Consider the following 21,788-nt stretch of genomic DNA (forward strand, 5'->3'; position numbering starts at 1 on the left):
CCTATGAAAGTCGATGCAAAGCCGCCTTCGAGTCTAGCCGAGGGTCGGTCCGCGACGCGGGGCCTCCGCTCAGGCCCCCACGCTGCGCAAGGGCAGGGAAATCCAGAATACGGCGCCGCTGCCGCTCACGGCCGGCATCAGCCCGACATGGCCGTCGAGCTGCACCATCTGCTCTCGGCAGATCGCCAGGGCAAGACCGATGCCGGGACGGCCGTCGGCCGGCTCCGGCGGGGCGAACGGGTCGAAGGCGCGCTCGGCAAAGCCGGCCGGCAGGTCGGGCCCGCCGTCGGCCAGCTCGACCCGCACCGTGTCGCCCTGCATCGTCGCGCTGACGCGCACCTCGCCGCCGGCCGGCGAGGCGTCGATGGTCAGCGACAGCAGGCGCGACAGCAGGCGGCCGAGTTGCTGCGCGTCGGCCTGCACCGGCAAGGCGCCGTCGGCCGCGTGCAGCGTCAACCGGACCTGCTGGCGGCGCGCCCGCGCCTGGGCCGCGCGGACCGCGGCGCGCAGCTCCGAGCCCAGGTCGAGCGGCTCGACGCGCGCATGGCGCGGCCCGGCCCGCAGGCGCTCCAGCTCGAGCAGATCCTCCACCAGCGCCAGCGTGCGTTCACTGTGGCCGTGGGCCACCATGAGCTGCTGACGCAGCGGCGCCTCCAGCGCGCCGGCCGGCACCGTGGGCAGCAGTGCCAGCGCGTCGCGCACGTGCGCCAGCGGCAGGCGCAGCGCCTCGCCCAGCAGTGCCGCGAAGGCGTGCGTCAAGCGGCTGGCGCGCTCGGTCTCGCTGAGGTCGCGACACAGGCAGATGCCGATGCGTTCGCCGTCCACGTGGGTCTGCACGAGGGCGATCTCCATCGGCACCTCGATGCCGTCGTGGCCGGCCCGCCGGCCCGCGACGGTGTCGCGGCGCACGGTCCACGGCGACGGCGTGAGGCCGTCGAGCTCCGCCTCGGGCTGCGTGACCGGCCAGTCCAGGTCCTCGGCCAGCGACGGGATCAGCAGAGAGATCGGCTGGCCGCCGATGCCCTGGCGCGAGCGGCCGAACATCACCTCGCCGGCCGGGTTGATCCATTGCACGTGGCCGGTCTCGTCGTAGGCGATCGCCGCTTCGCTGATGTGCTCGAGCAGCATGCGCAGGCGGCGCTGCGCGTCGAGCATGCGCTCCTGAGCCTGACCGCGCTCGCCGGCCTCGCGCTCCATCCGCCGGCCCGCGGCCACGAGCTGGGCGGCAAAGCCGCGCACCGCGAGCAGCGCCACGACGCCCAGCAGCGCGGCCACCACCGCCACCAGCACGATCAGCTTGTCGGTCGCCGCCGTCGCTGCCTGCAGGCCTGCCGTACGTTCGGCCTGCAGGCCCGCCTCGGTGCGCCGCAGGCCGGCGAGCTCGGCACCGATGCGGTCCCGCGTCGGCGCGGCCACCCGGAACAGCGACTGCACGTAGGCCGAGCCCAGCCGCTGTCCGGCCGTGCAGGCCTGCTCCAGCGGCAGCGTGTAGAGCTGCTGCCATTCACGCAGCGCCATCGCGAGCGACTCGATGCGGCCGACCTGGGAAGGGTTGTCCGCCACCAGGCTGCGCAAGCTCGCCAGCGGCTCGCTCCAGCGGTTGCCGTTCGGACGCCCCTCGGGCGCCGAGGCCATCGGAGCGCCGACGGCCACGCACAGCGCTGTTTCGGTGGGCGGCGCCGTGAGCCGATCGAGTTCGGCCAGCGCGGCGATCGCCTGTTCGCTGCGCAGCCGCAGCTCCTGCGCCTGCAACAGCGCCGCGTAGTCACGCCAACCGATCAGCAACAGGCCGACCAGCAGCACGAGCAGGCCGCAGAAGGCCAGCGGCAGGCGCCACGCCACGTACAGTCCACGCGGCATTCAGAGGCTCCCCGGCAAGGACCGCAAGGCGGCGGGACAGAGCGGACGGTGGGGGGGAGAGAGCGAGGTCATGCAGGGACGCGAGCCGGTTCGACAGGCCGGCGGCTGCCGGGCAAGAGGTGGATTATCGGGGGCCAGACCTACAATCTTTTTCTTCGGCCATTGTCCCTGCCGGCCACCGCCGGCCCTGCTCCCATGCCGCGCCAGCTGTTCGTCACCACTGCCCTGCCCTATGCCAACGGGCATTTCCACATCGGCCACATCATGGAGTACATCCAGGCCGACATCTGGGTGCGCTTCCAGCGCATGCAGGGCCACCAGGTGCACTTCGTCGGCGCCGACGACGCACACGGCGCACCGATCATGATCGCCGCAGAGAAGGCCGGCAAGACGCCGCAGGCCTTCGTGGCCGACATCGCCGCGGGCCGCAAGCCCTATCTCGACGGCTTCCACATCGCCTTCGACAACTGGCACTCGACCGACGGCCCCGAGAACCACCAGCTCGCACAGGACACCTACCGGGCGCTGCGAAAGAACGGGCTGATCTTCACGCGCGAGATCGAGCAGTTCTTCGACCCGGTGAAGGCGATGTTCCTGCCCGACCGCTACATCAAGGGCGAGTGCCCGAAGTGCGGCGCGAAGGACCAGTACGGCGACTCCTGCGAGGTCTGCGGCGCGGTCTATGCGCCCACCGAACTGAAGCACCCCTACTCCACGCTGACCGGTGCGACGCCGGTGATGAAGACCAGCGAGCACCACTTCTTCCAGCTCAGCTCGCCGCGCTGCATCGAGTTCCTGGAAGGCTGGACCCACGGCAGCGCGCCGATCAGCCAGCAGCCGCGGCTGCAGCCCGAGGTGCTGAACAAGATCAAGGAGTGGTTCACCACCGACGAGCAGGGCCACGGCGGCCTGGCCGACTGGGACATCTCGCGCGACGCGCCCTACTTCGGCATCGAGATCCCCGACGCGCCGGGCAAGTACTTCTACGTGTGGCTGGACGCGCCGATCGGCTACCTGGCCTCGCTGAAGAACTACTTCGACAAGCAGGGGCTGGACTTCGAGGCCTTCATGGCCGACCCGAAGACCGAGCAGGTGCACTTCATCGGCAAGGACATCACCTACTTCCACACGCTGTTCTGGCCGGCGATGCTGCATTTCAGCGGCCGCCGCACGCCGGATCACATCTTCGTGCACGGCTTCATCACGGTGAGCGGCGAGAAGATGAGCAAGAGCCGCGGCACCGGCATCTCGCCGCTGCGCTACCTGGAGATCGGCATGAATGCCGAGTGGCTGCGCTACTACATCGCGGCCAAGCTGAACGGCAAGGTGGAGGACGTCGACTTCAACCCGGATGACTTCGTCGCGCGGGTCAACAGCGACCTGGTGGGCAAGTACATCAACATCGCGAGCCGGGCGGCGGGCTTCCTGACGAAGCGCTTCGACGGCCGGCTGACCGCCGAGCTGCCGGCCGAGAGCCGCACGCTGCTCGAAGGCCTGCAGGCCGCGCGTGACGACATCGCGCGGCTCTACGAGGAGCGCGAGTACGCCAAGGCGCTGCGCGAGACCATGGCGCTGGCCGACCGTGTGAACGAGTACGTCGACGCCCACAAGCCCTGGGAGCTCGCCAAGCAGGCCGGCCAGGACGCGCGCCTGCAGCAGGTCTGCAGCACCTGCATCGAAGCCTTCCGCCTGCTGACGATCTACCTGAAGCCGGTGCTGCCGGCGCTGGCGGCACAGATCGAAGGCTTCCTGAAGATCGAGCCGCTGCGTTTTGCCGATGCCGGCCGCCTGCTGGGAGCGCAGACGATCGGCGAGTACAAGCACCTGATGCAGCGTGTCGACGCGAAGCTGCTCGATGCGCTGTTCGAGCCGCCGGCCGAGCCCTCTCCCCAGTCCTCTCCCGCCGCGGCGGCAGACGGAGCCAAGCCCGGCGGCGAGGCGCTGGCGCCGACGATCACCATCGACGACTTCACGAAGATCGACCTGCGCCTCGCGAAGATCGTCGATGCGGCGCTCGTCGAGGGCAGCACGAAGCTGCTGCGCCTCACGCTCGACGTCGGCGAGGGCCGCCACCGCACCGTCTTCAGCGGCATCCAGTCGGCGTTCAAGCCGGCCGACGTGATCGGCAAGTTCACGGTCGTGGTCGCCAACCTGGCGCCGCGCAAGATGAAGTTCGGCCTCAGCGAAGGCATGGTGCTGGCCGCATCGCACACCGACGACAAAACCCACCCCGGGCTCTACCTGCTCGAGCCCACGCCCGGCGCCGTGCCGGGCCTGCGGGTGCGGTGATGCCCACCACCCCGCGCGACCTCCGATGAGCGACCCGCGCGACCCCCGCCCCCTGCCCCGCGCCGAGACGCGGACCTGGGGGCCGTCGCGCCGCCGCCGCTTCATCGCCCGCCTGCACCACTGCGGTCCTCCGACAGCCCGGCCTTCCGCCGCGCTGCCGCCCGCCCCTGACGCCCGAGGACCCGCCCCATGCAACTGCACCGTTTCCGCCCGCGCCTGCTCGATGCGCTGAAGACCTACGACCGTGGCCGCTTTGCCGCCGACGCCGGCGCCGGCCTGACGGTCGGCGTGATCGCGCTGCCGCTGGCGATGGCCTTCGCGATCGCCAGCGGCGTCAAGCCCGAGCAGGGCATCTTCACCGCGATCATCGGCGGCTTCCTGGTGTCCGCGCTCGGTGGCTCCAGCGTGCAGATCGCCGGACCGGCGGGCGCCTTCATCGTCATCGTCTACGGCATCGTCGAGCGCTACGGCCTGGCCAACCTGCTGATCGCCACGGTGCTGGCCGGCACGATGCTGTTCGCGCTCGGCCTGTTCCGACTCGGCGGCCTGGTGCGCTACGTGCCGATCACCATCGTCATCGGCTTCACCAACGGCATCGCGGTGCTGGTGGCGCTGTCGCAGCTCAAGGACCTGTTCGGCCTGGTCACGCCCAAGCTGCCGGCCGACTTCTTCACCCAGATCGGCGTGCTGCTCGAGCACGCCGACAGCTTCAACCCGATGGCCTTCGCGATCGGCCTGCTGTCGCTGGCGCTGCTGTTCGCGTGGCCGCGGCTGCAGAAGCACCACACCGTGGTCGAGCACACCACGCTGCGCAGCGCCTCGCGCATGCCCGCGCCGATGGTGGTGCTGGTGCTGGCGACCACGGCCACCGCACTGCTGCAGCTGCCGGTCGAGACCATCGGCTCGCGCTTCGGCGGCATCCCGCAGGCGCTGCCGGCCTTCGTCTGGCCGGAGCTCAGCTGGCGCAGCGCGAAGGAGCTGTTCATCCCGACGCTGACGATCGCGATGCTGGGCGCGGTGGAGTCGCTGCTGTGCGCGCGCGTGGCCGACAACGTGGGCACGGTACCGAAGCACGACCCGAACCAGGAGCTGATGGCGCAGGGCATCGCCAACGTGGTGACGCCGTTCTTCGGCGGCATCCCGACCACCGGCACGATCGCGCGCACCGTCACCAATGTGCGGGCCGGCGCGACCAGCCCGGTCGCCGGCATCGTGCATGCGGTCACGCTGCTCGTGGTGGTGCTGGTGGCCGCACCGCTGGCCGAGCACGTGCCGCTGGCGGCGCTGGCCGGCATCCTGCTGTTCGTGGCCTGGAACATGGGCGAGTGGCACGAGTTCGCACGGCTGCGGCACTTCAGCCTGCCCTACCGCATCATCCTCGTCGGCACCTTCCTGCTGACGGTGATCTTCGACCTGTCGGTCGCGGTGCAGGTGGGCCTGGTGCTGGCCTGCGCCTTCTTCATCTACCGCATGAGCACGCTGTTCCGCATCGAGCCGCTGGCGGCCACGGTGGACACACCGGCCGGCGTGGTGGTCGAGCGGCTCTACGGCGCGCTGTTCTTCGGCGCGGTGGCCAAGCTCGAGGCGGTGCCGGCGGGGCTGCCGGCCGGCACGCGGGTGCTGGTGCTCGAGGCGCAGCGGCTGATCTCGATCGACGCCAGCGGCGTCGACGCCCTCACCCAGCTCTACCGCACGCTGCAGCGCCAGGGCGTGGCGCTGCACCTGTGCGAGCTGAACGAGCAGCCGCGCTCGCTGCTGCAGCGTAGCGGCTTCTCGGCGCTGATCGGCGAGGACCGCATCGCGCCGACGCTGGCCGAGGCGCTGGCACGGTCGGCGGCGCCGGTGGCCGACTGAGCCTCGCTCAGTCAGGCCAGAACGGCCGCGCCTTGCGGAGGCGCTTCAGCGCCCGGCTGCAGGCGGCCAGCGTCGCCTCGCGCCGCGCCGCGAGCCAGCCGACCGCGAACCAGGCCTGCGGCTGCTGAGCGGCCAGCGGCCGGTAGGCCGCCAGCGCCACGCACACGTCGTTGAACTCGCCCAGGTGTTCCTGCGCCTCGCGCAGGGCATCGAGGTAGCGTTCGACGGCGCGGCGCGGGAACAGGCCGGTGCTGAACTCGATGGCGTAGCGCAGGCGCTTGAGGCGCTTGCGCACGCGGTGGCGGGCCTCGTCGCTCAGGGTGTCGAAGCGCTTCGCGTCGCGCAGCGCCTGTTCGTGCCAGGCCTGCAGGCGCCGTGCGGCGAGGGCCGGCAGCGCGGCGGTCTTCTCCGCGTTGTCGGCTGCAGCGGCCGGGGCGGCCGGCAGCGACAGCTCGGCCAGCAGGTCGAAGAAGACCGCGCCGTGGCGGGCGCGTTCGGCATCGGTCCAGTGCGGCAGGTCGGCCGCGGCCGGCAGCGGCAGCGGCTGCTCGCCGATCGCCGCCAGCGCGGCGTCCACCTCGCGCTGCAGCCCGCCGCGCAGCACGTCGACGTCGCGCGTGCGGCCGAGTTCACGGAACAGCGCTGCGGCCGCATCGGCCCAGGCCGGCGTCGTCGGCACCCCCGGCCAGCCCTCGAAGTAGCGCTGCGCGGAGCGCAGCCGCCGCAGCGCCACCCGCAGCTGGTGCACCGGCTCGGCAGCGCTGCTGCCGGCGGCGACTTCGCTCCAGTTGGGCGAGGCCTGCGCGAGCACGTTGCGCAGCACGGCGGCCCAGGCGTCACCGGTCGGCGTGTCCTTGCGCAGGCGCAGTGGCCCGGCCTTGACCGCCGGCACCGGCTCGCCCGGCGACAGCCCGCGCGCCAGACGATCGCCCCGTTCGGCCTTGGTGCGCACGTCCAGCCACAGGCCATGGCGCAACGCCAGGCGGCGTGCCACCTCGATGACCGCCTGCGGCGCGCCGCGCAGCAATTCCACCTCCAGCTCGCACACCGGCCAGCGGCGCTCGACGCCGTCGGCACCGCGGGCCACGATCTCGCCGCGATCGAGCGCCAGTTCCACCGTGCCGTGGCGGCTGCGCAGCGGCCGGTGCAGGCGCCGGATGTCGGTACGGTACTGCGCGACGAGCGCCGGGGCCTGCGCTTCGCCGTCGCGCGGCGCGAGCGCGGCGCTCAGCGCCGCATGCGGCGGCGACCCGGCATGGCGCGTCGGATCGGCCTCCTGCGGCACCTGGCCGGCGGGCACGAGCAGCGGCACGTTGTGCTCGCCGCGCGCCATGCCGTGCGCCGGCCCGGCCTTCAATGTCTGCACCCAGCGCCGGCCTTCCTTGCGCAGCCGCAGCGCGATACCGGCCGCCGCCAGCCGGCGGTCCGGGGTGTCGAAGTAGACCGCCTGTAGCCGGGTACGCTGCGCGGCCGGCGCCGCCACCGCGCGCTCCAAGGCGGCCAGCGCCGAGGCCGGCACCTGCAGCTTGAGTTCGATCTCGGTCATCGCGCGAATATGGCACGGCCATATGACAGTGACCGTGGCGTGACAGCCCGCCGCCGGGGCCTGCCGGGCGCGCCCGGTAAAATGGCCGCCGAACTCTGAAGCCCCGCCATGCCGCTGTTCTGGAAACCCTATCGCTCCGACGTGACCGACTTCATCGCCACGCTGAAGCAGCGCGATCCGCAACTCGAGGAGAAGCAGCGCGAGGGCCGGGCGCTGCTGTGGGACCGCCCGCAGGACCGCCAGGCGGCAGCCGACCAGCGCGATGCGCGGGTGCCGCAGCAGCCCTACGTCTACCAGACCAAGGGCTGAGCGCGAACGGGCTGCACGTGCGTGCGACCGTGATCGGCAGCAACGACAGCGTGGTCGCCGAGGGGGCGGCCCCGACCGACGTGGTGGACCAGATCGCGCTGGCCCGCCTGTACGGCGAGCCGCTGTTCGCGCTGCCGACCGACCTGTACATCCCGCCCGACGCGCTGGAGGTCTTCCTCGAGACCTTCGAGGGGCCGCTGGACCTGCTGCTCTACCTGATCCGCAAGCAGAACTTCAACATCCTCGACATCCCGATGGCGGATGTGACGCGGCAGTACCTGGCCTACGTCGACCAGATCCGCGACCGCAACCTCGAGCTGGCCGCCGAATACCTGCTGATGGCGGCGATGCTGATCGAGATCAAGTCGCGCATGCTGCTGCCCCCGAAGCGCAGCGACGAGGGCAAGGAGGCCGAGGACCCGCGCGCCGAGCTGGTGCGCCGCCTGCTGGAATACGAGCAGATCAAGGCCGCGGCCGCCCGGCTGGACCAGTTGCCGCAGCTCGGCCGCGACTTCCTGCGCGCGCAGGTGCACATCGAGCAGTCGCTGACGCCGCGCTTCCCCGACGTGAACGTCGACGAACTGCGCGAAGCCTGGCTCGACATCCTCAAGCGCGCCCGGCTCGTGCAGCACCACAAGATCACGCGCGAGGAGCTGTCGGTGCGCGAGCACATGAGCCTCGTGCTGCGGCGCCTGCAGGGCCGCCGATTCGTCGAGTTCGAGGACCTGTTCGAGACGAGTCGCGGCCCGCAGGTGATGGTGGTGACCTTCATCGCGATGCTGGAACTGGCGCGCGAGCGCCTGATCGAGCTGACGCAGGCCGAGGCCTTCGCGCCGCTGTACGTCCGGCTGGCCTACCAGCCGTCCTGAATTCCCCGGGCGCCGGGCCGGCGGCATGCTGGCAGAATCCGCCGCCCCAGCGTCGAAAGACAGCAGCCCGACCATGAGCAGCCACTCCTCGCCCGCCGACACCCCGAGTGCCCGCAAGCCCGTCACGCTGCACACGCTGCGCGAGATGCACGCGCGCGGCGAGAAGATCGCGATGATCACGGCCTACGACGCCAGCTTCGCCGCGCTGGTCGACACCGCCGGCGTCGACTGCATCCTGGTCGGCGATTCGCTGGGCATGGTGCTCAAGGGCCAGTCGAGCACGCTGTCGGTCACGATGGAACAGATCGGCTACCACACGCGCAGCACCTCGCGCGGCACGAAGGCGGCCTTCCTGATCGCCGACATGCCGTTCGGCAGCTACCAGGAGAACCCGGTGCAGGCGCTGCGCAATGCCGGCACGCTGATGGCCGCCGGCGCGCAGATGGTCAAGCTCGAGGGGGGCGGCTGGACGCCCGAGACGGTGAACTTCCTGGTCGAGCGCGGCGTGCCGGTGTGCGCCCACCTGGGGCTCACGCCGCAGAGCGTGCACGCCCTCGGCGGCTACCGCATCCAGGGCAAGGACGAGGCCGGCGCCGCCACGCTGCGCCGCCACGCCAAGGCCCTGGCGGACGCCGGCGCGGCGATGATGGTGCTGGAGCTGATGCCCTCGGCGGTGGCGAAGCAGGTGCAGGCCGACAACCCCGGGCTGATGACCATCGGCATCGGTGCCGGCGCCGGCACTGCCGGCCAGGTGCTGGTGCTGCACGACATGCTGGGCGTGACACGCGGCAGGCTGCCGCGCTTCGTGCGCAACTTCATGGACGGCGCCACGTCGATCGAGGATGCAGTGCGCCGCTACGTGGCCGCGGTCAAGGACGGCAGCTTTCCCGACGAAGCGCTGCACGCCTATTGAAGCAGCATGCGCGTCGTCCACACGATCGCCGACCTGCGCCACGCCCTGGCGGGCGCCAGGACCCCTGCGCTGGTGCCCACGATGGGCAGCCTGCACGACGGTCATCTGGCGCTCGTGAAGCTCGCGCGCGAGCACGGCGGCCCGGTGGTGGCCAGCATCTTCGTCAACCGGCTGCAGTTCGCGCCACACGAGGACTTCGATCGCTACCCGCGCACGCTGGAGCGCGATTGCGAGCTGCTCAAGAGCGTGGGCTGCAACCTGGTGTTCGCACCGGCCGAGCAGGAGCTCTATCCGCAGCCGCAGACCTACAAGGTGCAGCCGCCGGGCGACCTGGCCGATGTGCTGGAAGGTGCGTTCCGGCCGGGCTTCTTCACCGGCGTCTGCACCGTGGTGATGAAGCTGTTCCAGTGCGTGCAGCCGAGCGTGGCGGTGTTCGGCAAGAAGGACTTCCAGCAGCTGATGGTGCTGCGCGGCATGGCGCAGCAGTTCGCACTGCCGGTCGAGATCGTCGCCGGCGAGACGGCACGTGCCGACGACGGCCTGGCGCTCAGCTCGCGCAACGCCTACCTCGGCGAGACCGAGCGCGCCGAGGCCCCGCAGCTGGCAGCCACGCTGCACGTCGTGCAGGCGGAGGTGCTGGCCGCCGCGAAAACCGGTGCGCGCCTGGACGCTGCCGCGCTCGAGGCGCAGGCGATGGCCACGCTGCGATCGCGCGGCTGGGCTCCGGATTACGTGGCGCTGCGCCGCCGCAGCGACCTGCAGGCACCCACCGCCACCGCGCCCGATCCCGCCACCGAGCCGCTGGTGGTGCTGGCCGCCGCCCGGCTGGGCAAGACGCGGCTGATCGACAACCTCGAGATCTGAGGAGCAGCGCTCGCGCCCTCAGCCCTCGAGCCGGATGGCGCCGGCCGCCACATAGCGCTGGAAGTCGGCGATCGGCATCGTGGCCGCGCCATGCGTGTCCTCGTCGACCCAGCTCAGCAGGGCATCCATCTCGGTGGTCTCGACCTCGACGGGGCCGGGCCGGATGACGATCATCGGACCGTCGCCTTCGCGGTACTCGACCTTGCCGAGGATCTGTGCAGCTTGGGCCATGGCGTGCTTTCGAGGCAATGTGATCCCATCGTCGCCGGGCGGCCGACGGCTCGATAGAAGAAAGCCGCGCGCCGCGCCGTAGCCGATCTCCTACATCGCCGCGCGGCCGGGCCGGTGGCGGCGATTCATTCCCCCCAGCCCTCGCGCCGCCGCGCCTCGCGGTTCGCGCGGTCCTGGGCGAACAGCTCCTCGAGCTGCTGTCGACCGGCCTGGGCCATCGACACCAGCTTCGCCTCGTCCTGGTGGTGCGGCCACATCTTCTCGAGCTGGCCCACGCTGTGGCGCCGGAAGCGCATCGCCAGCGTGCGGGCACGGTGCGGCTCCCAACCCAGCAACTGCAGCACGCTGCGCGCGCTCATCAGCGAGGCGTCGAGGATCTCGCGCTCGACGTGCTCGACACCGCGGTCGCGCAGCGAGTAATAGTGCTGCACGTTGCGCGCGCGGGCCACCACCTGCAGGTTCGGGAAATGCTCCTTCGCCAGGTCGGCGACCTTGAGACTCTGCGTCACGTCGTCGATCGCGATCACCAGCACGCGGGCCGTCGCGGCGCCAGCGGTGCGCAGCAGGTCGAGCCGCGTCGCGTCGCCGTAGTACACGGTGAAGCCGAAGCGGCGCAGCACCTCGATCTGCTCGGCATCGTGTTCCAGCACCGTGGCCTTCAGGCCGTTGGCGTAGAGCATGCGCGCGACGATTTGGCCGTAACGGCCGAAGCCGGCGATGATGACCGGCGCATCCTGCGGCTCGCTCAGCTCCTCCAGTTCGGGCCCGGTGCGGATCGCATAGCGCGGCAGCACCCAGCGGTCGAAGGCGACCAGCAGCAGCGGCGTGACCAGCATCGACAGCGCCACCGCGCCGATCAGCACCGAGGCCACCTCGCCGGTGAAGACCTGCGCCGTCGCCGCGGCCTGGAACACGACGAAGGCGAACTCGCCGCCCTGCGCCAGCAGCAGCGTGAACACCGGCCGCTCCTGCCAGGGCACGCCCATCGCGCGCGCCAGCCCCCACAGCACCAGCGCCTTGACCGCCAGGAAGCCGGCCAGCAGGCCGAGCACGATGGCAGGATGCGCCAGCAGCGCGTCGAAGTCGACCGACATGCCCACGGCGATGAAGAACAGCCCGAGCAGCAGGCCCTTGAAGGGCTCGACGTCGGTTTCCAGCTCGCGCTTGTACTCGCTCTCGGCCAGCAGCACACCGCCGAGGAAGGCGCCGAGCGCCATCGACAGGCCCACCACCTGCATCAGCGCCGCGATGCCGACCACCAGGCCCAGCGACGCGGCGGTGAAGATCTCCGGCGTGTTGCTGCGCGCGATCCAGCGGAACAGTGGACGCAGCAGCAAGCGCCCGCCCAGCACGATGGCGACGATCACGCCCAGCGCGCGCGCCGCCTCCCAGCCGGCGTGGACGTCGTCGGAGACAGCGCCCCCGAGCAACGGGATCAGCGCCAGGATTGGGATCGCCGCAACGTCCTGGAACAGCAGGATCGAGAAGCCGGCCTGGCCGGAGCTGGTGGGCATCAGGTTGCGCTCGCCCATCACCTGCAGGGCGATCGCGGTCGAGCTGAGCGCCAGTCCCAGCGCCGCCACCAGCCCCAGCTTCCACGGCACGCCGAAGGCCCAGCCGGCCAGCCACAGCACCGCCGCGCAGCCCAGCACCTGGGCCGCACCCCAGCCGAAGATCGGCCGTCGCAGCGCCCACAGGCGCTTGGGCTCGAGCTCCAGCCCGACCAGGAACAGCATCAGCACCACGCCGAACTCGGCGAAATGCAGGATGGTCTCGGGGTCGCTGACCAGACCGAGGCCGAAGGGCCCGATCGCCAGCCCGGCGGCAAGGTAGCCGATGATGGCGCCGAGGCCGAGCGCCTTCGACAGCGGCACCGCGATCACCGCCGCCCCCAGGAACACCAGGCTGCCGGTCAGCCAGGGCGTGACGGTGCTCATGGCCGCACGGCCTCGGGACGGTCGCCCTGCGGCACTTCGCAGGCCGGGCAGTCGTCCAGCTCCGCCATCTCGGGCCAGCCCGGATAGCTGGCCAGGCGGTCGCGGTAGGCGGCTCGGTGCGCCGCGAGCTGCGCGGCCGCCATGCCATGGGCACCGTGCAGCACCAGCGGCGGCAGGAAACGCAGGCCGCACAGGGCCGCGGTCTGCTCGTAGGGCGGCAGGAAGGCGTCGAAGAAGTAGCGGTTGTAGCCGTCGGGCCGGTAGGCCGATTCCGTGCCCCCGGTCGACGCGACCAGCCACACGTCCTTGCCGCGCAGCGCCGTACCGTTCTGCCCGTAGGCCCAGCCCAGCGCCAGCACCTCGTCGAACCACAGCTTCATCAGCGGTGGCGCGGCGTACCACTGGATCGGGTGCTGCCAGACGATCAGGTCGGCGCGTGCCGCGCTCGCCTGTTCGGCCGGCACGTCGATCACGTAGTCCGGGTAGAGCGCGTAGAGATCACGCAGCTCCAGCGTGTTGCGCGTCGTGCTCGTGCTGCCGTCGGCCGGCCGGGCCGCCAGCTCACGGGCGGCCTCGAGCAAGCCCCGGTTCACGCGCGACAGCCGCAGGTCGGGGTGGGCGGCCAGCACCAGTACATGGGCCATGGGGTCGAGCTTCCTCGGTTCGGCAGCACGGAGGGCGGGCTGCGGGCAGACGGCGCGCGGGCGGGAGGCCAAGGCTGCCGCTAACATAGCCCGCGCATTCTCCCAGCGACCCGACCTTTGCACAGGAGCGAGCGATGCCCGTGATCGTGGTGGCCAATCCCAAGGGCGGCGTGGGCAAGTCCACGCTGTCGACCAACCTTGCCGGCTATCTGGCCCGGCAGGGCCACGCGGTGATGCTGGGCGACGTCGATCGCCAGCAGTCGGCACGCACCTGGCTCGGCCTGCGGCCCGCCACGCTGCCGGTCATCACCGGCTGGGAGCTCCAGCCCGATCACCTGGTCAAGCCGCCGAAGGGCACCAGCCATGTCGTGCTGGACACGCCGGCCGGCCTGCACGGCAAGAAGCTCGACGAGGTGATGCGGATCGCCGATCGCGTGCTGGTGCCGCTGCAGCCGAGCATCTTCGACATCTACGCGACGCGCGACTTCATCACCGCGCTGCTGGCACGCCGCAAGAGCGAGCGGGTCGACGTGGCGGTGATCGCCAACCGCGTGCGCGACGGCAGCATCTCGGCCGGACAGCTCGACAGCTTTCTCGGCACGCTGGGCGTGCCGCTGCTCGGCCACCTGCGCGACACCCAGAACTACATCCATCTCGCGGCCCGCGGGCTGACGCTATGGGACGTGGCGCCGAGCCGCGTCGAGAAGGACCTGGAGCAGTGGGCGCTGGTCACCCGCTGGGCCGATGGCCGCTGAGCGCATGCGCCGCTACGAACGCCTCGCCGATCTGCAGGCCCTCGTCGGAGAACCGCTGGGCGACAGCGACTGGTTGCTCGTCGACCAGGCCCGCATCGACCGCTTTGCCGAAGCCACCGAAGACCGGCAGTGGATCCACGTCGACCCGCAGCGCGCCGCCCAGGGTCCGTTCGGCGCCCCGATCGCGCACGGCTTCCTGACATTGAGCCTGCTGCCGGTATTCTTCGAGAGCGCCTACGTGATCGCCGACGTGCACATGGCCGTCAACTACGGACTCGACCGCGTGCGCTTCACGGCGCCGGTGCCGGTGGACAGCCGCCTGCGCGCGCGCTTCACGCTGAAGCGATGGGAGGCGATCGAAGGCGGCGCCCAGCTCGGCATCGAGGCCCTGGTCGAGCGCGACGGCGTGGCCAAGCCGGTGTGCATCGCCGAGTCGCTGATCCGCTGCTACACCTAGCGTCGCGGCCGGCGTACCGGCCTCACCCGAAAGGGGGCGTGCGGGGTCCCGACCCTCCGCTACCATCCTGCCGGCTCTACCCAACGCACGGAGGCACGCGATGAAGGTCCTGCTGGTCGATGACCATCCGCTCATCCTGTCGGCCTTGAAGGCTGTGATCCAGGGCCTCGGTGACGACGTCACCGTGGTCGGCGCCGGCAGCGCCGCCGCGGCCCGCGCCACCCTGAAGTCCGATGCCGAGTTCGACCTGGTGCTGCTCGACCTGCAGCTCGGTGACGCGAACGGCTTCGACCTGCTCGCCGAACTGCGCAATGCCTATCCGGCCTTGCCGGTGGTCGTGGTGTCGGCCAGCGACCGCACCAGCGACGTGATCCGCTCGATCGACATGGGCGCGATGGGCTTCGTGCCCAAGCGCGCCAGCAACGACACGCTGTTCGAGGCGCTGAGGCTGGTGATGTCCGGCGGCATCTACGTGCCGCCGATGACGATGGGCGTCGATGGCGGGGGCGGCAGCGTCGCACCGGCGGCCGAGCCCGACACCGTGCCGAGCTACATGAAGGTGATCGGCGCCCAGGCGACGAAGAGCGATTACCAGACCACGCCGACGCTGGCCGCACTGGGCCTGACGCCGCGCCAGACCGATGTGCTGGCACTGCTGCTGCAGGGCAAGCCCAACAAACTGATCGCGCGCGACCTGAACCTGTCGGTGGAGACCATCAAGGACCACGTGGCCGCGGTGCTGCGGGCGCTGGGCGTCAACTCCCGCACCCAGGCCGTGCTGGCGGTGAGCCAGATGACGCAGCAGGCGGGCGGCCTCACCTCCACCTGGCGTCTCGGCAACCGCTGATCCGGCGCCCCGCGGCGGAGGGCCCGGCCGCACACCCGAACCACGACGCATGAACGCCCTGCCTCCGCTGCCTCCTCTGCCCACGCCGCCCGAGCGCAAGTCGGTCAACCGCGCCGACCTGCTGCCCGACGTGGTGCGCACGCTCTACAGCCAGACCGGTGTGTCGCTGTCGGGCAACCTGCTCGGCGGGATGGTGCTGACGATGATCTACTGGCCCGTCGCGCCGCACCACGAGCTGGTCGCCTGGTGCGTGCTGTTCGGGCTGGTCTGGGTGCTGCGCCTCGTCACGCTGCGGCGCTACGCCCACGTCGGCTGGGCCGCAGCGTCGTCGCAGGCCGCGCACTGGCAGCGTCTGTGGAACGCCGGCGCCATGGCCTCGGGCGCCTGCTGGGGCCTGGCGGCCTGGATGTTCTACGAACACGGGCGGGCCTTCCACCAGACCACGCTGCTGCTGATCATCTACAGCTTCTGCGTCGGCTCGATCACGCTGATGGCTTCGCAGCACCGCGCGTTCTTCGCCTTCATCTCGCTGTGCTTCGTGCCGACCATCGTGCGCATCGCAACGCTGGGCAGCACCGACAACCTGCTTCTGGCCGGCGTGCTGAGCCTCGTGTTCCTCATGACGACGATCCTGGGCCGGGCCTACCGCCGCACCTTCGACCGCGCCATCGAGCTGAAGGTGCGCACCGAGATGCTCGCGGTGCAGCTGCAGACCGAGAAGGCCGCCGCCGACGAGGCCAAGCGCGCCGCGGAAACCGCCAACCGCGCGAAGACCCAGTTCTTCGCGGCGGCGAGCCACGACCTGCGCCAGCCGCTGCACGCCATGGGCCTGTTCGCCGAGGCGCTGCGCGCCAAGAGCCGCGGCGACGAGGAGGTGACCCACCTCGTCAACAGCATCAACAGTTCGGTCGACGCGCTGGAGGGCCTGTTCGGCGAGTTGCTCGACATCACCAAGATCGACACCGGCGGCGTCGAGCCGCAGCCGCGCCACTTTGCGCTTCGCGAGCTGTTTCAGCGCCTGAAGCTGCAGTACGAGCCGACCGCCTTCGAGAAGGGCCTGAGCCTGCGCTTCCGCGGCGCACACCACGTGGTCTACGGCGACCCGGTGCTGGTCGATCGCATCGTGCGCAATCTGCTGTCCAACGCCATCCGCTACACCGTCGACGGCGGCGTGCTGGTCAGCGCCCGCCGGCGCGGCGACGAAGTCCTGCTGCAGGTGTGGGACACCGGCGTAGGCATCGCCTCGGCCGAGCAGTCGAGAGTGTTCGACGAGTTCTACCAGGTGCAGGCCAACGCACCCCTCGGCCTGCACCAGCCCAAGGGCCTGGGCCTGGGCCTGTCGATCGTGCAGCGCCTGGCCCGCCTGATGGAGGCCCCGTTGCACCTGGTGTCGGTGCCCGGCCAGGGCTCGGTGTTCACGCTGACCGTGCCGCCCGGCAAGATCCAGCGCAGCCAGCTCTCCGAACCGAGCACCGGCAAGCCCGCGCTGGGACTGACGCTGGAGCATCGCCACATCGTCATCGTCGAGGACGAGCCGGCGGTTCGGGAAGGCCTGGTCGTGCTGCTCAAGGGCTGGGGCGCCAGCGTCGAATCCTTCGACACCGTGTCGGCCGCCGAGGCCTGGGCCGGCGGCCCCGGCGCGACGACCCCCGACCTGGCGATCGTCGACTACCGCCTTCCCGAAGGGCGCACGGGCATCGAGGCGCTGACGAGTCTGCGTGCCGCCTTCGGCCAGCCGCTGCCGGCCATCCTGGTGACCGGCAGCACCATGACCGGGCACGAGGAAGAGTCGAACCGCCACGACTTCCATCTGCTGATCAAGCCGGTGGCGCCAAACAAGCTGCGCGCGATGATCGCGTTCAAGCTGGGCCTGCGCTGAGCGTTGGGCCCGCGCGCTGCGTTGCCGCAGCCCGGACTCAGTGCGCCCGGTCCCAGTTCGCGCCCACGCCCACCTCGGCCAGCAGCGGCACCTTCAGCTCGGCCACGCCGGCCATCAGTTCCGGCACCGCGGTCCGGGCCCAGTCGAGCTCGGCCTCGGGCACCTCGAACACCAGTTCGTCGTGCACCTGCATCACCATGCGCGTGGCGCGCTGCTGGGCATCGAGCGCCGCCTGCACCGCGATCATCGCGAGCTTGATCAGGTCGGCCGCGGTCCCCTGCATCGGCGCATTGATCGCCTGGCGCTCGGCGCCGGTGCGGCGCGGGCCGTTGCCGCCATTGATCTCGGGCAGGTAGATGCGGCGCCCGAACAGCGTCTCCACGTAGCCCAGTTCCTTGGCCCGCGCGCGGGTCTCGTCCATGTAGCGCTTCACGCCGGCGAAGCGCGCGAAGTAACGGTCGATGTAGTCCTTCGCGGCCTTCTGCTCGATGCCGAGGTTGCTGGCCAGGCCGAACGCGCCCATGCCGTAGATCAAGCCGAAGTTGATGACCTTGGCATAGCGGCGTTGCTCGCTGCTGACCTCGGCCACCGGCACGTTGAACACCTCGCTCGCGGTGGCGCGGTGCACGTCCAGGCCCTCTGCGAAAGCTTTCAGCAGACCCGGGTCCTCGGAGATGTGGGCCATGATGCGCAGCTCGATCTGCGAGTAGTCGGCGCTCAGGATCACGTGGCCGGGCGGCGCGATGAAGGCCTCGCGCACGCGCCGGCCCTCGGGCGTGCGGATCGGGATGTTCTGCAGGTTCGGGTCGTTGCTCGACAGCCGGCCCGTCACCGCCACGGCCTGCGCGTAGTTGGTGTGCACGCGGCCGGTGGCCGGGTTCACCATCAGCGGCAGCTTGTCGGTGTAGGTGCCCTTGAGCTTGGCGAGCGAGCGGTGTTCCAGCAGCTTGGCCGGCAGCGGGTAGTCGGCGGCCAGCTCGGCCAGCACCTCCTCGTCGGTGCTCGGCGCGCCGCTGGCGGTCTTCTTCTTCGCCGGGATGCCCAGCTTGCCGAACAGGATCTCGCCGATCTGCTTGGGGCTGCCCAGGTTGAACGGCTGCCCGGCCAGCGCATGCGCCTCCTGCTCCAGCGCCACCATGCGCTGCGCGAGTTCGGCGCTCTGGCGCGCCAGCACCGCGCTGTCGATCAGCACGCCATGGCGCTCGATGCGGCCGAGGATGACCGAGGTCGGCATCTCGATGCGCTCGTAGACCTCGCGCAGGCGCGGCGCGGCCTCGAGCTGCGGCCACAGCACCCGGTGCACGTCCAGCGTCATGTCGCTGTCCTCGCCCGAATACTCGGTCGCTCGGGTCAGCTCCACCTGGGCGAACGGGATCTGCTGCGCGCCCTTGCCGGCCACGTCCTCGTAGCTCAGGCCCTTGCGGTCGAGGTGGCGGCTGGCCAGGCTCTCCAGGCTGTGCGGCTTGTGCGCCTCCAGCACGTAGCTCTGCAGCAGGGTGTCGTGCACGTAGCCGCGCACCGCGATGCCGTGGTTGGCGAACACGTGGGTGTCGTACTTGACGTTCTGGCCGAGCTTGGCGCGCGACCCGTCCTCGAGCCAGGATTTCAGCGTGGCCAGTACCTCGTCGAGCGGCAGTTGGTCGGGCGCGCCCGGGTAGGTGTGCGCCAGCGGGATGTAGCAGGCCTCGTAGGGCTGCACGCTGAAGCTCAGGCCGACGATGCGCGCTCGCATGCCGTCGAGCGAGTCGGTCTCGGTGTCCAGCGCCACCAGGTCGGCAGCCTCGATGCGTACGCGCCAGGCCTCGAAGGCCTCTCGCGTCAGCACGGTCTCGTAGCGCTTGTCGACGGCCGGCGCGGCAAGGTCGCCCACGGCGTCGGCCGCCGGCGGGTCGGCGAACAGCGCGCTCTGCCCTCCCGCCCCCGCCGCCGGCTGCGGCGCCGGCTGGGCAGCGGCGCGGGCCGATTCCAGCTCGTGGCGCCACGCCCGGAAATCGTTGTCGGTGTAGAAGTCCAGCAGGGCCTCCCGGTCGGCCTCGCGCCAGCTCAGGGCATCCCAGGCGGCAGTACCGCCCCAGCCCGGCAGCGCCTCCGACAGGTCGCAATCGGTCTTCACGGTCACCAGCCGCCGTCCCAGCGGCAGCCAGTCCAGCGCCTTGCGCAGGTTTTCGCCGGCCACGCCCTTGATGGCATCGGCCGCGGCCATCACACCGTCGAGCGAGCCGTGCTCGGCGATCCACTTGGCCGCAGTCTTGGGGCCCACCTTCTCGACCCCCGGAACGTTGTCGACGGCGTCGCCGACCAGCGTCAGGTAATCGACGATGCGCTCCGGCGGCACACCGAACTTCTCGGCCACGCCGGGTACGTCGAGCCGCTCGCCGCTCATCGTGTTGATCAGCGTCACGTGCGCGTCGACGAGCTGCGCCAGGTCCTTGTCGCCGGTCGAGACGATGACCCGCTGGCCGCGCGCGGCGGCCGCCCGAGCCAGCGTGCCGATCACGTCGTCGGCCTCGATGCCGGGGATCTCGAGCACCGGCCAGCCCAGCAGCTTGACCACAACGTGAATCGGCGCGATCTGCTTCGCCAGGTCGTCCGGCATCGAGGCGCGGTTGGCCTTGTACTCCGGATACCAATCGTCTCGGAAGGTCTTGCCCTTGGCGTCGAACACGCAGGCCGCGTGGGCGGACGGGAACTCCTCGCGCAGCTTCTTCAGCATCGCCACCATGCCGCGCACCGCGCCGGTCGGCTCGCCGGCCGGATTGCGCAGGTCGGGCAGTGCGTGATAGGCGCGGTAGAGGTAGCTGGAGCCGTCCACCAGCAGCAGGCAGGAATCGTCATGGGCACTCATGCGCCGATTGTGGCCGCTGCTCCACGCCGCGTGCCCCGTGCGCCCGGAGGGCACAGGCCGCGTCCTACAATCGACCCCATGCTGCAGCGCTCCCTGACTCTCGCCCTGCTGTGCTGCGCCTTCGGCGCAGCCCCGGCGCTCGCCCTGGCCCAGGCCGCGGTCGCGGCATCGGCGCCGGCCGCGCGCGTGGAGCAGGAGGCCCCGCCCACCCGAGGCGAACCGGCGGTCAGGCGCAGCGTCATCGAGGACGACAACGCACGCGTCGAGGAACTGCGCGTGCGCGGTGCCGTGCAGAGCATCAAGGTGCAGCCCAAGGGCCCGGTGAAGGCCGAGTACGAGGTGCTGCCGATCGACGCCGGCCGTGATTCCTCGGAAGGCCCCAGTTCGGCGAAGGGCGGCGCCGGTCGGCGCGTCTGGCGCGTCCTCACCTTCTAGGGCCTGTTAGCGCTATGGGAGGGCTTGCGTGACCCAGGAAGCGGGCGCCATCAAGGCGCAAGGCACAGCCGTAGCTTGGGCTACGGCGAGCATTTGCAACGCAGAGGGCGCCCGCTTCCTGGGATCACCCTTCGGACCGGGGCCGGGCAGGCCACGGGGCGACGTTGCGGCCTCGTTGTGTGCCACGGGCACACGGCCTCGGCCGCGCCTCGCCCCCTGGCCCGCCGGGCCTCGGCGCAAGCCCTCCCATAGCGTTAACAGGCCCTAGGCCGCCAGCGATGGCGGTCTTCACCGAAGTCGGCTTCGACGAAGCCGCGGCCCTGGCGCACAAGGTCGGCCTCGGGCCGTTGAAGGCGCTCAAGCCCATCAAGGCCGGGATCGAGAACACCAACTACTTCCTCACCGCCGAGCGCGGCGAGTACGTGCTGACGCTGTTCGAGCGCCTGAGCTTCGAACAGCTGCCGTTCTACCTGCACCTGATGAAGCACCTGGCCGGACGCGGCATCCTGGTGCCGATGCCGCAGGCCGATGCCGGCGGCGAGATCCTCCATGCGCTGTATGGCAAGCCGGCCGCCATCGTGGAGCGCCTGCGCGGCGGCCACGTGCTGGCCCCCAGCGCGGCGCATTGCCAGCAGGTCGGCGCGATGCTGGCCCGCATGCACGAGGCCGGACGCGACTACCCGCACCACCAGCCCAACCTGCGGGGCCTGGCCTGGTGGGACGAGACGGTGCCGCAGATCCTGCCCTTCCTCGCGCCGCCGCAGCGCGCGCTGCTGGAGGACGAGTTGGCGTTCCAGCACAGCGTCTCCGCGTCGGCCTCCGACGCCGCGCTGCCGCGCGGGCCGGTCCACGCCGATCTGTTCCGCGACAATGTGATGTTCGACGAGGACGCCGAGGGGCGCTCGCGGCTCACCGGCTTCTTCGATTTCTACTTCGCCGGCGTCGACCGCCTCGCCTTCGACATCGCCGTCTGCCTGAACGACTGGTGCATCGATCTCGAGAGCGGCCGGCTGCTGGAAGACCGGGCTGCAGCCTTCGTGACGGCCTACGCCACGGTGCGCCCGCTCACCGGCGACGAACTGCGGCTGCTGCCCGCCCTGCTGCGCGCCGCGGCGCTGCGCTTCTGGATCTCGCGACTGTGGGACGTGCACCTGCCGCGCGAGGCCAGCATGCTGGTACCGCATGACCCCACCCACTTCGAGCGCGTGCTGCGCGAGCGCATCGCGACACCGTGGCACCCGGCGGGCCGCTGAG

Annotated in this window: 18 protein-coding genes; 12 read left to right on the forward strand and 6 right to left on the reverse strand. The window is 71.0% G+C overall.

Going from position 1 to position 21,788, the window contains the following annotated elements; genetic code table 11:
- Positions 1-69 precede the first annotated feature (69 nt).
- On the reverse strand, positions 70-1,860 hold the full coding sequence (locus tag ASC67_RS15050) for a PAS domain-containing sensor histidine kinase (RefSeq protein WP_056322734.1): 1,791 nt from the start codon (positions 1,858-1,860) through the stop codon (positions 70-72).
- 195 nt (positions 1,861-2,055) lie between these two features.
- Here ASC67_RS15050 and metG point away from each other — a divergent pair, with 195 nt between their 5' ends.
- Both metG and ASC67_RS15060 read left to right on the forward strand, forming a co-directional pair.
- Entirely contained in the window at positions 2,056-4,149 is a 2,094-nt protein-coding gene (metG, locus tag ASC67_RS15055; protein ID WP_056322739.1) for a methionine--tRNA ligase, read from the forward strand.
- Between the two features lie 189 nt (positions 4,150-4,338).
- The gene (locus tag ASC67_RS15060) at positions 4,339-6,003 is read left to right on the forward strand and encodes a SulP family inorganic anion transporter (RefSeq protein ID WP_056322743.1); all 1,665 of its coding nucleotides are present in this window, start codon (positions 4,339-4,341) and stop codon (positions 6,001-6,003) included.
- Between the two features lie 7 nt (positions 6,004-6,010).
- Here ASC67_RS15060 and ASC67_RS15065 read toward each other — a convergent pair whose 3' ends face one another.
- Positions 6,011-7,549, reverse strand: coding sequence for a CYTH and CHAD domain-containing protein (locus ASC67_RS15065; RefSeq protein WP_056322748.1), 1,539 nt, complete (start codon positions 7,547-7,549; stop codon positions 6,011-6,013).
- 108 nt (positions 7,550-7,657) lie between these two features.
- Here ASC67_RS15065 and ASC67_RS15070 point away from each other — a divergent pair, with 108 nt between their 5' ends.
- The 4 genes from ASC67_RS15070 to panC all read left to right on the forward strand — a co-directional run bounded on the left by ASC67_RS15070 (position 7,658) and on the right by panC (position 10,504).
- Positions 7,658-7,858 (forward strand): DUF3460 family protein, encoded by a 201-nt coding sequence (locus ASC67_RS15070; protein ID WP_056322751.1) that lies wholly within the window; start codon positions 7,658-7,660, stop codon positions 7,856-7,858.
- A gap of 17 nt (positions 7,859-7,875) precedes the next feature.
- On the forward strand, positions 7,876-8,727 hold the full coding sequence (locus ASC67_RS15075) for a ScpA family protein (RefSeq protein ID WP_082536041.1): 852 nt from the start codon (positions 7,876-7,878) through the stop codon (positions 8,725-8,727).
- A 73-nt stretch (positions 8,728-8,800) separates the two neighbouring features.
- Complete coding sequence (panB, locus tag ASC67_RS15080) at positions 8,801-9,640, forward strand: 3-methyl-2-oxobutanoate hydroxymethyltransferase (RefSeq protein WP_156466787.1); 840 nt, start codon at positions 8,801-8,803, stop codon at positions 9,638-9,640.
- A gap of 6 nt (positions 9,641-9,646) precedes the next feature.
- Positions 9,647-10,504, forward strand: a complete 858-nt coding sequence (panC, locus tag ASC67_RS15085) for a pantoate--beta-alanine ligase (protein WP_056322761.1) — start codon at positions 9,647-9,649, stop codon at positions 10,502-10,504.
- 18 nt (positions 10,505-10,522) lie between these two features.
- On the opposite strand, the gene ASC67_RS15090 is transcribed toward panC, so the two are convergent.
- From ASC67_RS15090 to ASC67_RS15100, 3 genes are all read right to left on the reverse strand, one after another.
- A complete protein-coding gene (locus ASC67_RS15090) occupies positions 10,523-10,735 on the reverse strand; it encodes a hypothetical protein (RefSeq protein ID WP_056322766.1) in 213 nt (70 codons plus the stop codon).
- 125 nt (positions 10,736-10,860) lie between these two features.
- Entirely contained in the window at positions 10,861-12,672 is a 1,812-nt protein-coding gene (gene kefC / locus ASC67_RS15095) for a glutathione-regulated potassium-efflux system protein KefC (RefSeq protein ID WP_056322770.1), read from the reverse strand.
- Complete coding sequence (locus ASC67_RS15100) at positions 12,669-13,316, reverse strand: NAD(P)H-dependent oxidoreductase (RefSeq protein WP_056322775.1); 648 nt, start codon at positions 13,314-13,316, stop codon at positions 12,669-12,671. The genes kefC and ASC67_RS15100 overlap by 4 nt, the downstream gene beginning before the upstream one ends.
- A 134-nt stretch (positions 13,317-13,450) precedes the next feature.
- Here ASC67_RS15100 and ASC67_RS15105 point away from each other — a divergent pair, with 134 nt between their 5' ends.
- The 4 genes from ASC67_RS15105 to ASC67_RS15120 all read left to right on the forward strand — a co-directional run bounded on the left by ASC67_RS15105 (position 13,451) and on the right by ASC67_RS15120 (position 17,254).
- Positions 13,451-14,071 (forward strand): ParA family protein, encoded by a 621-nt coding sequence (locus ASC67_RS15105; protein WP_056322778.1) that lies wholly within the window; start codon positions 13,451-13,453, stop codon positions 14,069-14,071.
- Between the two features lie 4 nt (positions 14,072-14,075).
- Positions 14,076-14,528, forward strand: a complete 453-nt coding sequence (locus ASC67_RS15110) for a MaoC family dehydratase (protein ID WP_056323195.1) — start codon at positions 14,076-14,078, stop codon at positions 14,526-14,528.
- Positions 14,529-14,628: 100 nt separating this feature from the next.
- Positions 14,629-15,375 carry a response regulator transcription factor gene (locus ASC67_RS15115; protein WP_056322784.1) on the forward strand — a complete coding sequence of 249 codons (747 nt, stop codon included), beginning with the start codon at positions 14,629-14,631 and terminating at the stop codon, positions 15,373-15,375.
- 49 nt (positions 15,376-15,424) lie between these two features.
- Positions 15,425-17,254, forward strand: coding sequence for a hybrid sensor histidine kinase/response regulator (locus tag ASC67_RS15120; RefSeq protein WP_056322790.1), 1,830 nt, complete (start codon positions 15,425-15,427; stop codon positions 17,252-17,254).
- A gap of 37 nt (positions 17,255-17,291) precedes the next feature.
- Here the strand turns inward: ASC67_RS15120 and polA are convergent, their stop codons facing one another.
- Complete coding sequence (gene polA, locus ASC67_RS15125) at positions 17,292-20,099, reverse strand: DNA polymerase I (RefSeq protein ID WP_056322796.1); 2,808 nt, start codon at positions 20,097-20,099, stop codon at positions 17,292-17,294.
- Between the two features lie 78 nt (positions 20,100-20,177).
- Here polA and ASC67_RS15130 point away from each other — a divergent pair, with 78 nt between their 5' ends.
- Positions 20,178-20,534, forward strand: coding sequence for a hypothetical protein (locus ASC67_RS15130; RefSeq protein WP_056322802.1), 357 nt, complete (start codon positions 20,178-20,180; stop codon positions 20,532-20,534).
- 278 nt (positions 20,535-20,812) lie between these two features.
- Positions 20,813-21,787 carry a homoserine kinase gene (locus ASC67_RS15135; RefSeq protein WP_056322806.1) on the forward strand — a complete coding sequence of 325 codons (975 nt, stop codon included), beginning with the start codon at positions 20,813-20,815 and terminating at the stop codon, positions 21,785-21,787.
- The last annotated feature ends 1 nt before the right edge of the window (position 21,788 follow it).

This window comes from Methylibium sp. Root1272 (genome assembly GCF_001425905.1).
Taxonomy (GTDB): Bacteria; Pseudomonadota; Gammaproteobacteria; order Burkholderiales; family Burkholderiaceae_C; genus Methylibium.

What these genes read in the sequence shown, in the direction of transcription:
- ASC67_RS15090 (WP_056322766.1), bottom strand. Translation starts at nt 10,735, where the DNA reads ATGGCCCAAGCTGCACAGATCCTCGGCAAGGTCGAGTACCGCGAAGGC.
- polA (WP_056322796.1), bottom strand. Translation starts at nt 20,099, where the DNA reads ATGAGTGCCCATGACGATTCCTGCCTGCTGCTGGTGGACGGCTCCAGC.
- ASC67_RS15065 (WP_056322748.1), bottom strand. Translation starts at nt 7,549, where the DNA reads ATGACCGAGATCGAACTCAAGCTGCAGGTGCCGGCCTCGGCGCTGGCC.
- ASC67_RS15115 (WP_056322784.1), top strand. Translation starts at nt 14,629, where the DNA reads ATGAAGGTCCTGCTGGTCGATGACCATCCGCTCATCCTGTCGGCCTTG.
- ASC67_RS15105 (WP_056322778.1), top strand. Translation starts at nt 13,451, where the DNA reads ATGCCCGTGATCGTGGTGGCCAATCCCAAGGGCGGCGTGGGCAAGTCC.
- kefC (WP_056322770.1), bottom strand. Translation starts at nt 12,672, where the DNA reads ATGAGCACCGTCACGCCCTGGCTGACCGGCAGCCTGGTGTTCCTGGGG.
- ASC67_RS15070 (WP_056322751.1), top strand. Translation starts at nt 7,658, where the DNA reads ATGCCGCTGTTCTGGAAACCCTATCGCTCCGACGTGACCGACTTCATC.
- ASC67_RS15135 (WP_056322806.1), top strand. Translation starts at nt 20,813, where the DNA reads ATGGCGGTCTTCACCGAAGTCGGCTTCGACGAAGCCGCGGCCCTGGCG.
- ASC67_RS15120 (WP_056322790.1), top strand. Translation starts at nt 15,425, where the DNA reads ATGAACGCCCTGCCTCCGCTGCCTCCTCTGCCCACGCCGCCCGAGCGC.
- ASC67_RS15060 (WP_056322743.1), top strand. Translation starts at nt 4,339, where the DNA reads ATGCAACTGCACCGTTTCCGCCCGCGCCTGCTCGATGCGCTGAAGACC.
- ASC67_RS15100 (WP_056322775.1), bottom strand. Translation starts at nt 13,316, where the DNA reads ATGGCCCATGTACTGGTGCTGGCCGCCCACCCCGACCTGCGGCTGTCG.
- ASC67_RS15130 (WP_056322802.1), top strand. Translation starts at nt 20,178, where the DNA reads ATGCTGCAGCGCTCCCTGACTCTCGCCCTGCTGTGCTGCGCCTTCGGC.
- panB (WP_156466787.1), top strand. Translation starts at nt 8,801, where the DNA reads ATGAGCAGCCACTCCTCGCCCGCCGACACCCCGAGTGCCCGCAAGCCC.
- ASC67_RS15050 (WP_056322734.1), bottom strand. Translation starts at nt 1,860, where the DNA reads ATGCCGCGTGGACTGTACGTGGCGTGGCGCCTGCCGCTGGCCTTCTGC.
- metG (WP_056322739.1), top strand. Translation starts at nt 2,056, where the DNA reads ATGCCGCGCCAGCTGTTCGTCACCACTGCCCTGCCCTATGCCAACGGG.
- ASC67_RS15110 (WP_056323195.1), top strand. Translation starts at nt 14,076, where the DNA reads ATGCGCCGCTACGAACGCCTCGCCGATCTGCAGGCCCTCGTCGGAGAA.
- panC (WP_056322761.1), top strand. Translation starts at nt 9,647, where the DNA reads ATGCGCGTCGTCCACACGATCGCCGACCTGCGCCACGCCCTGGCGGGC.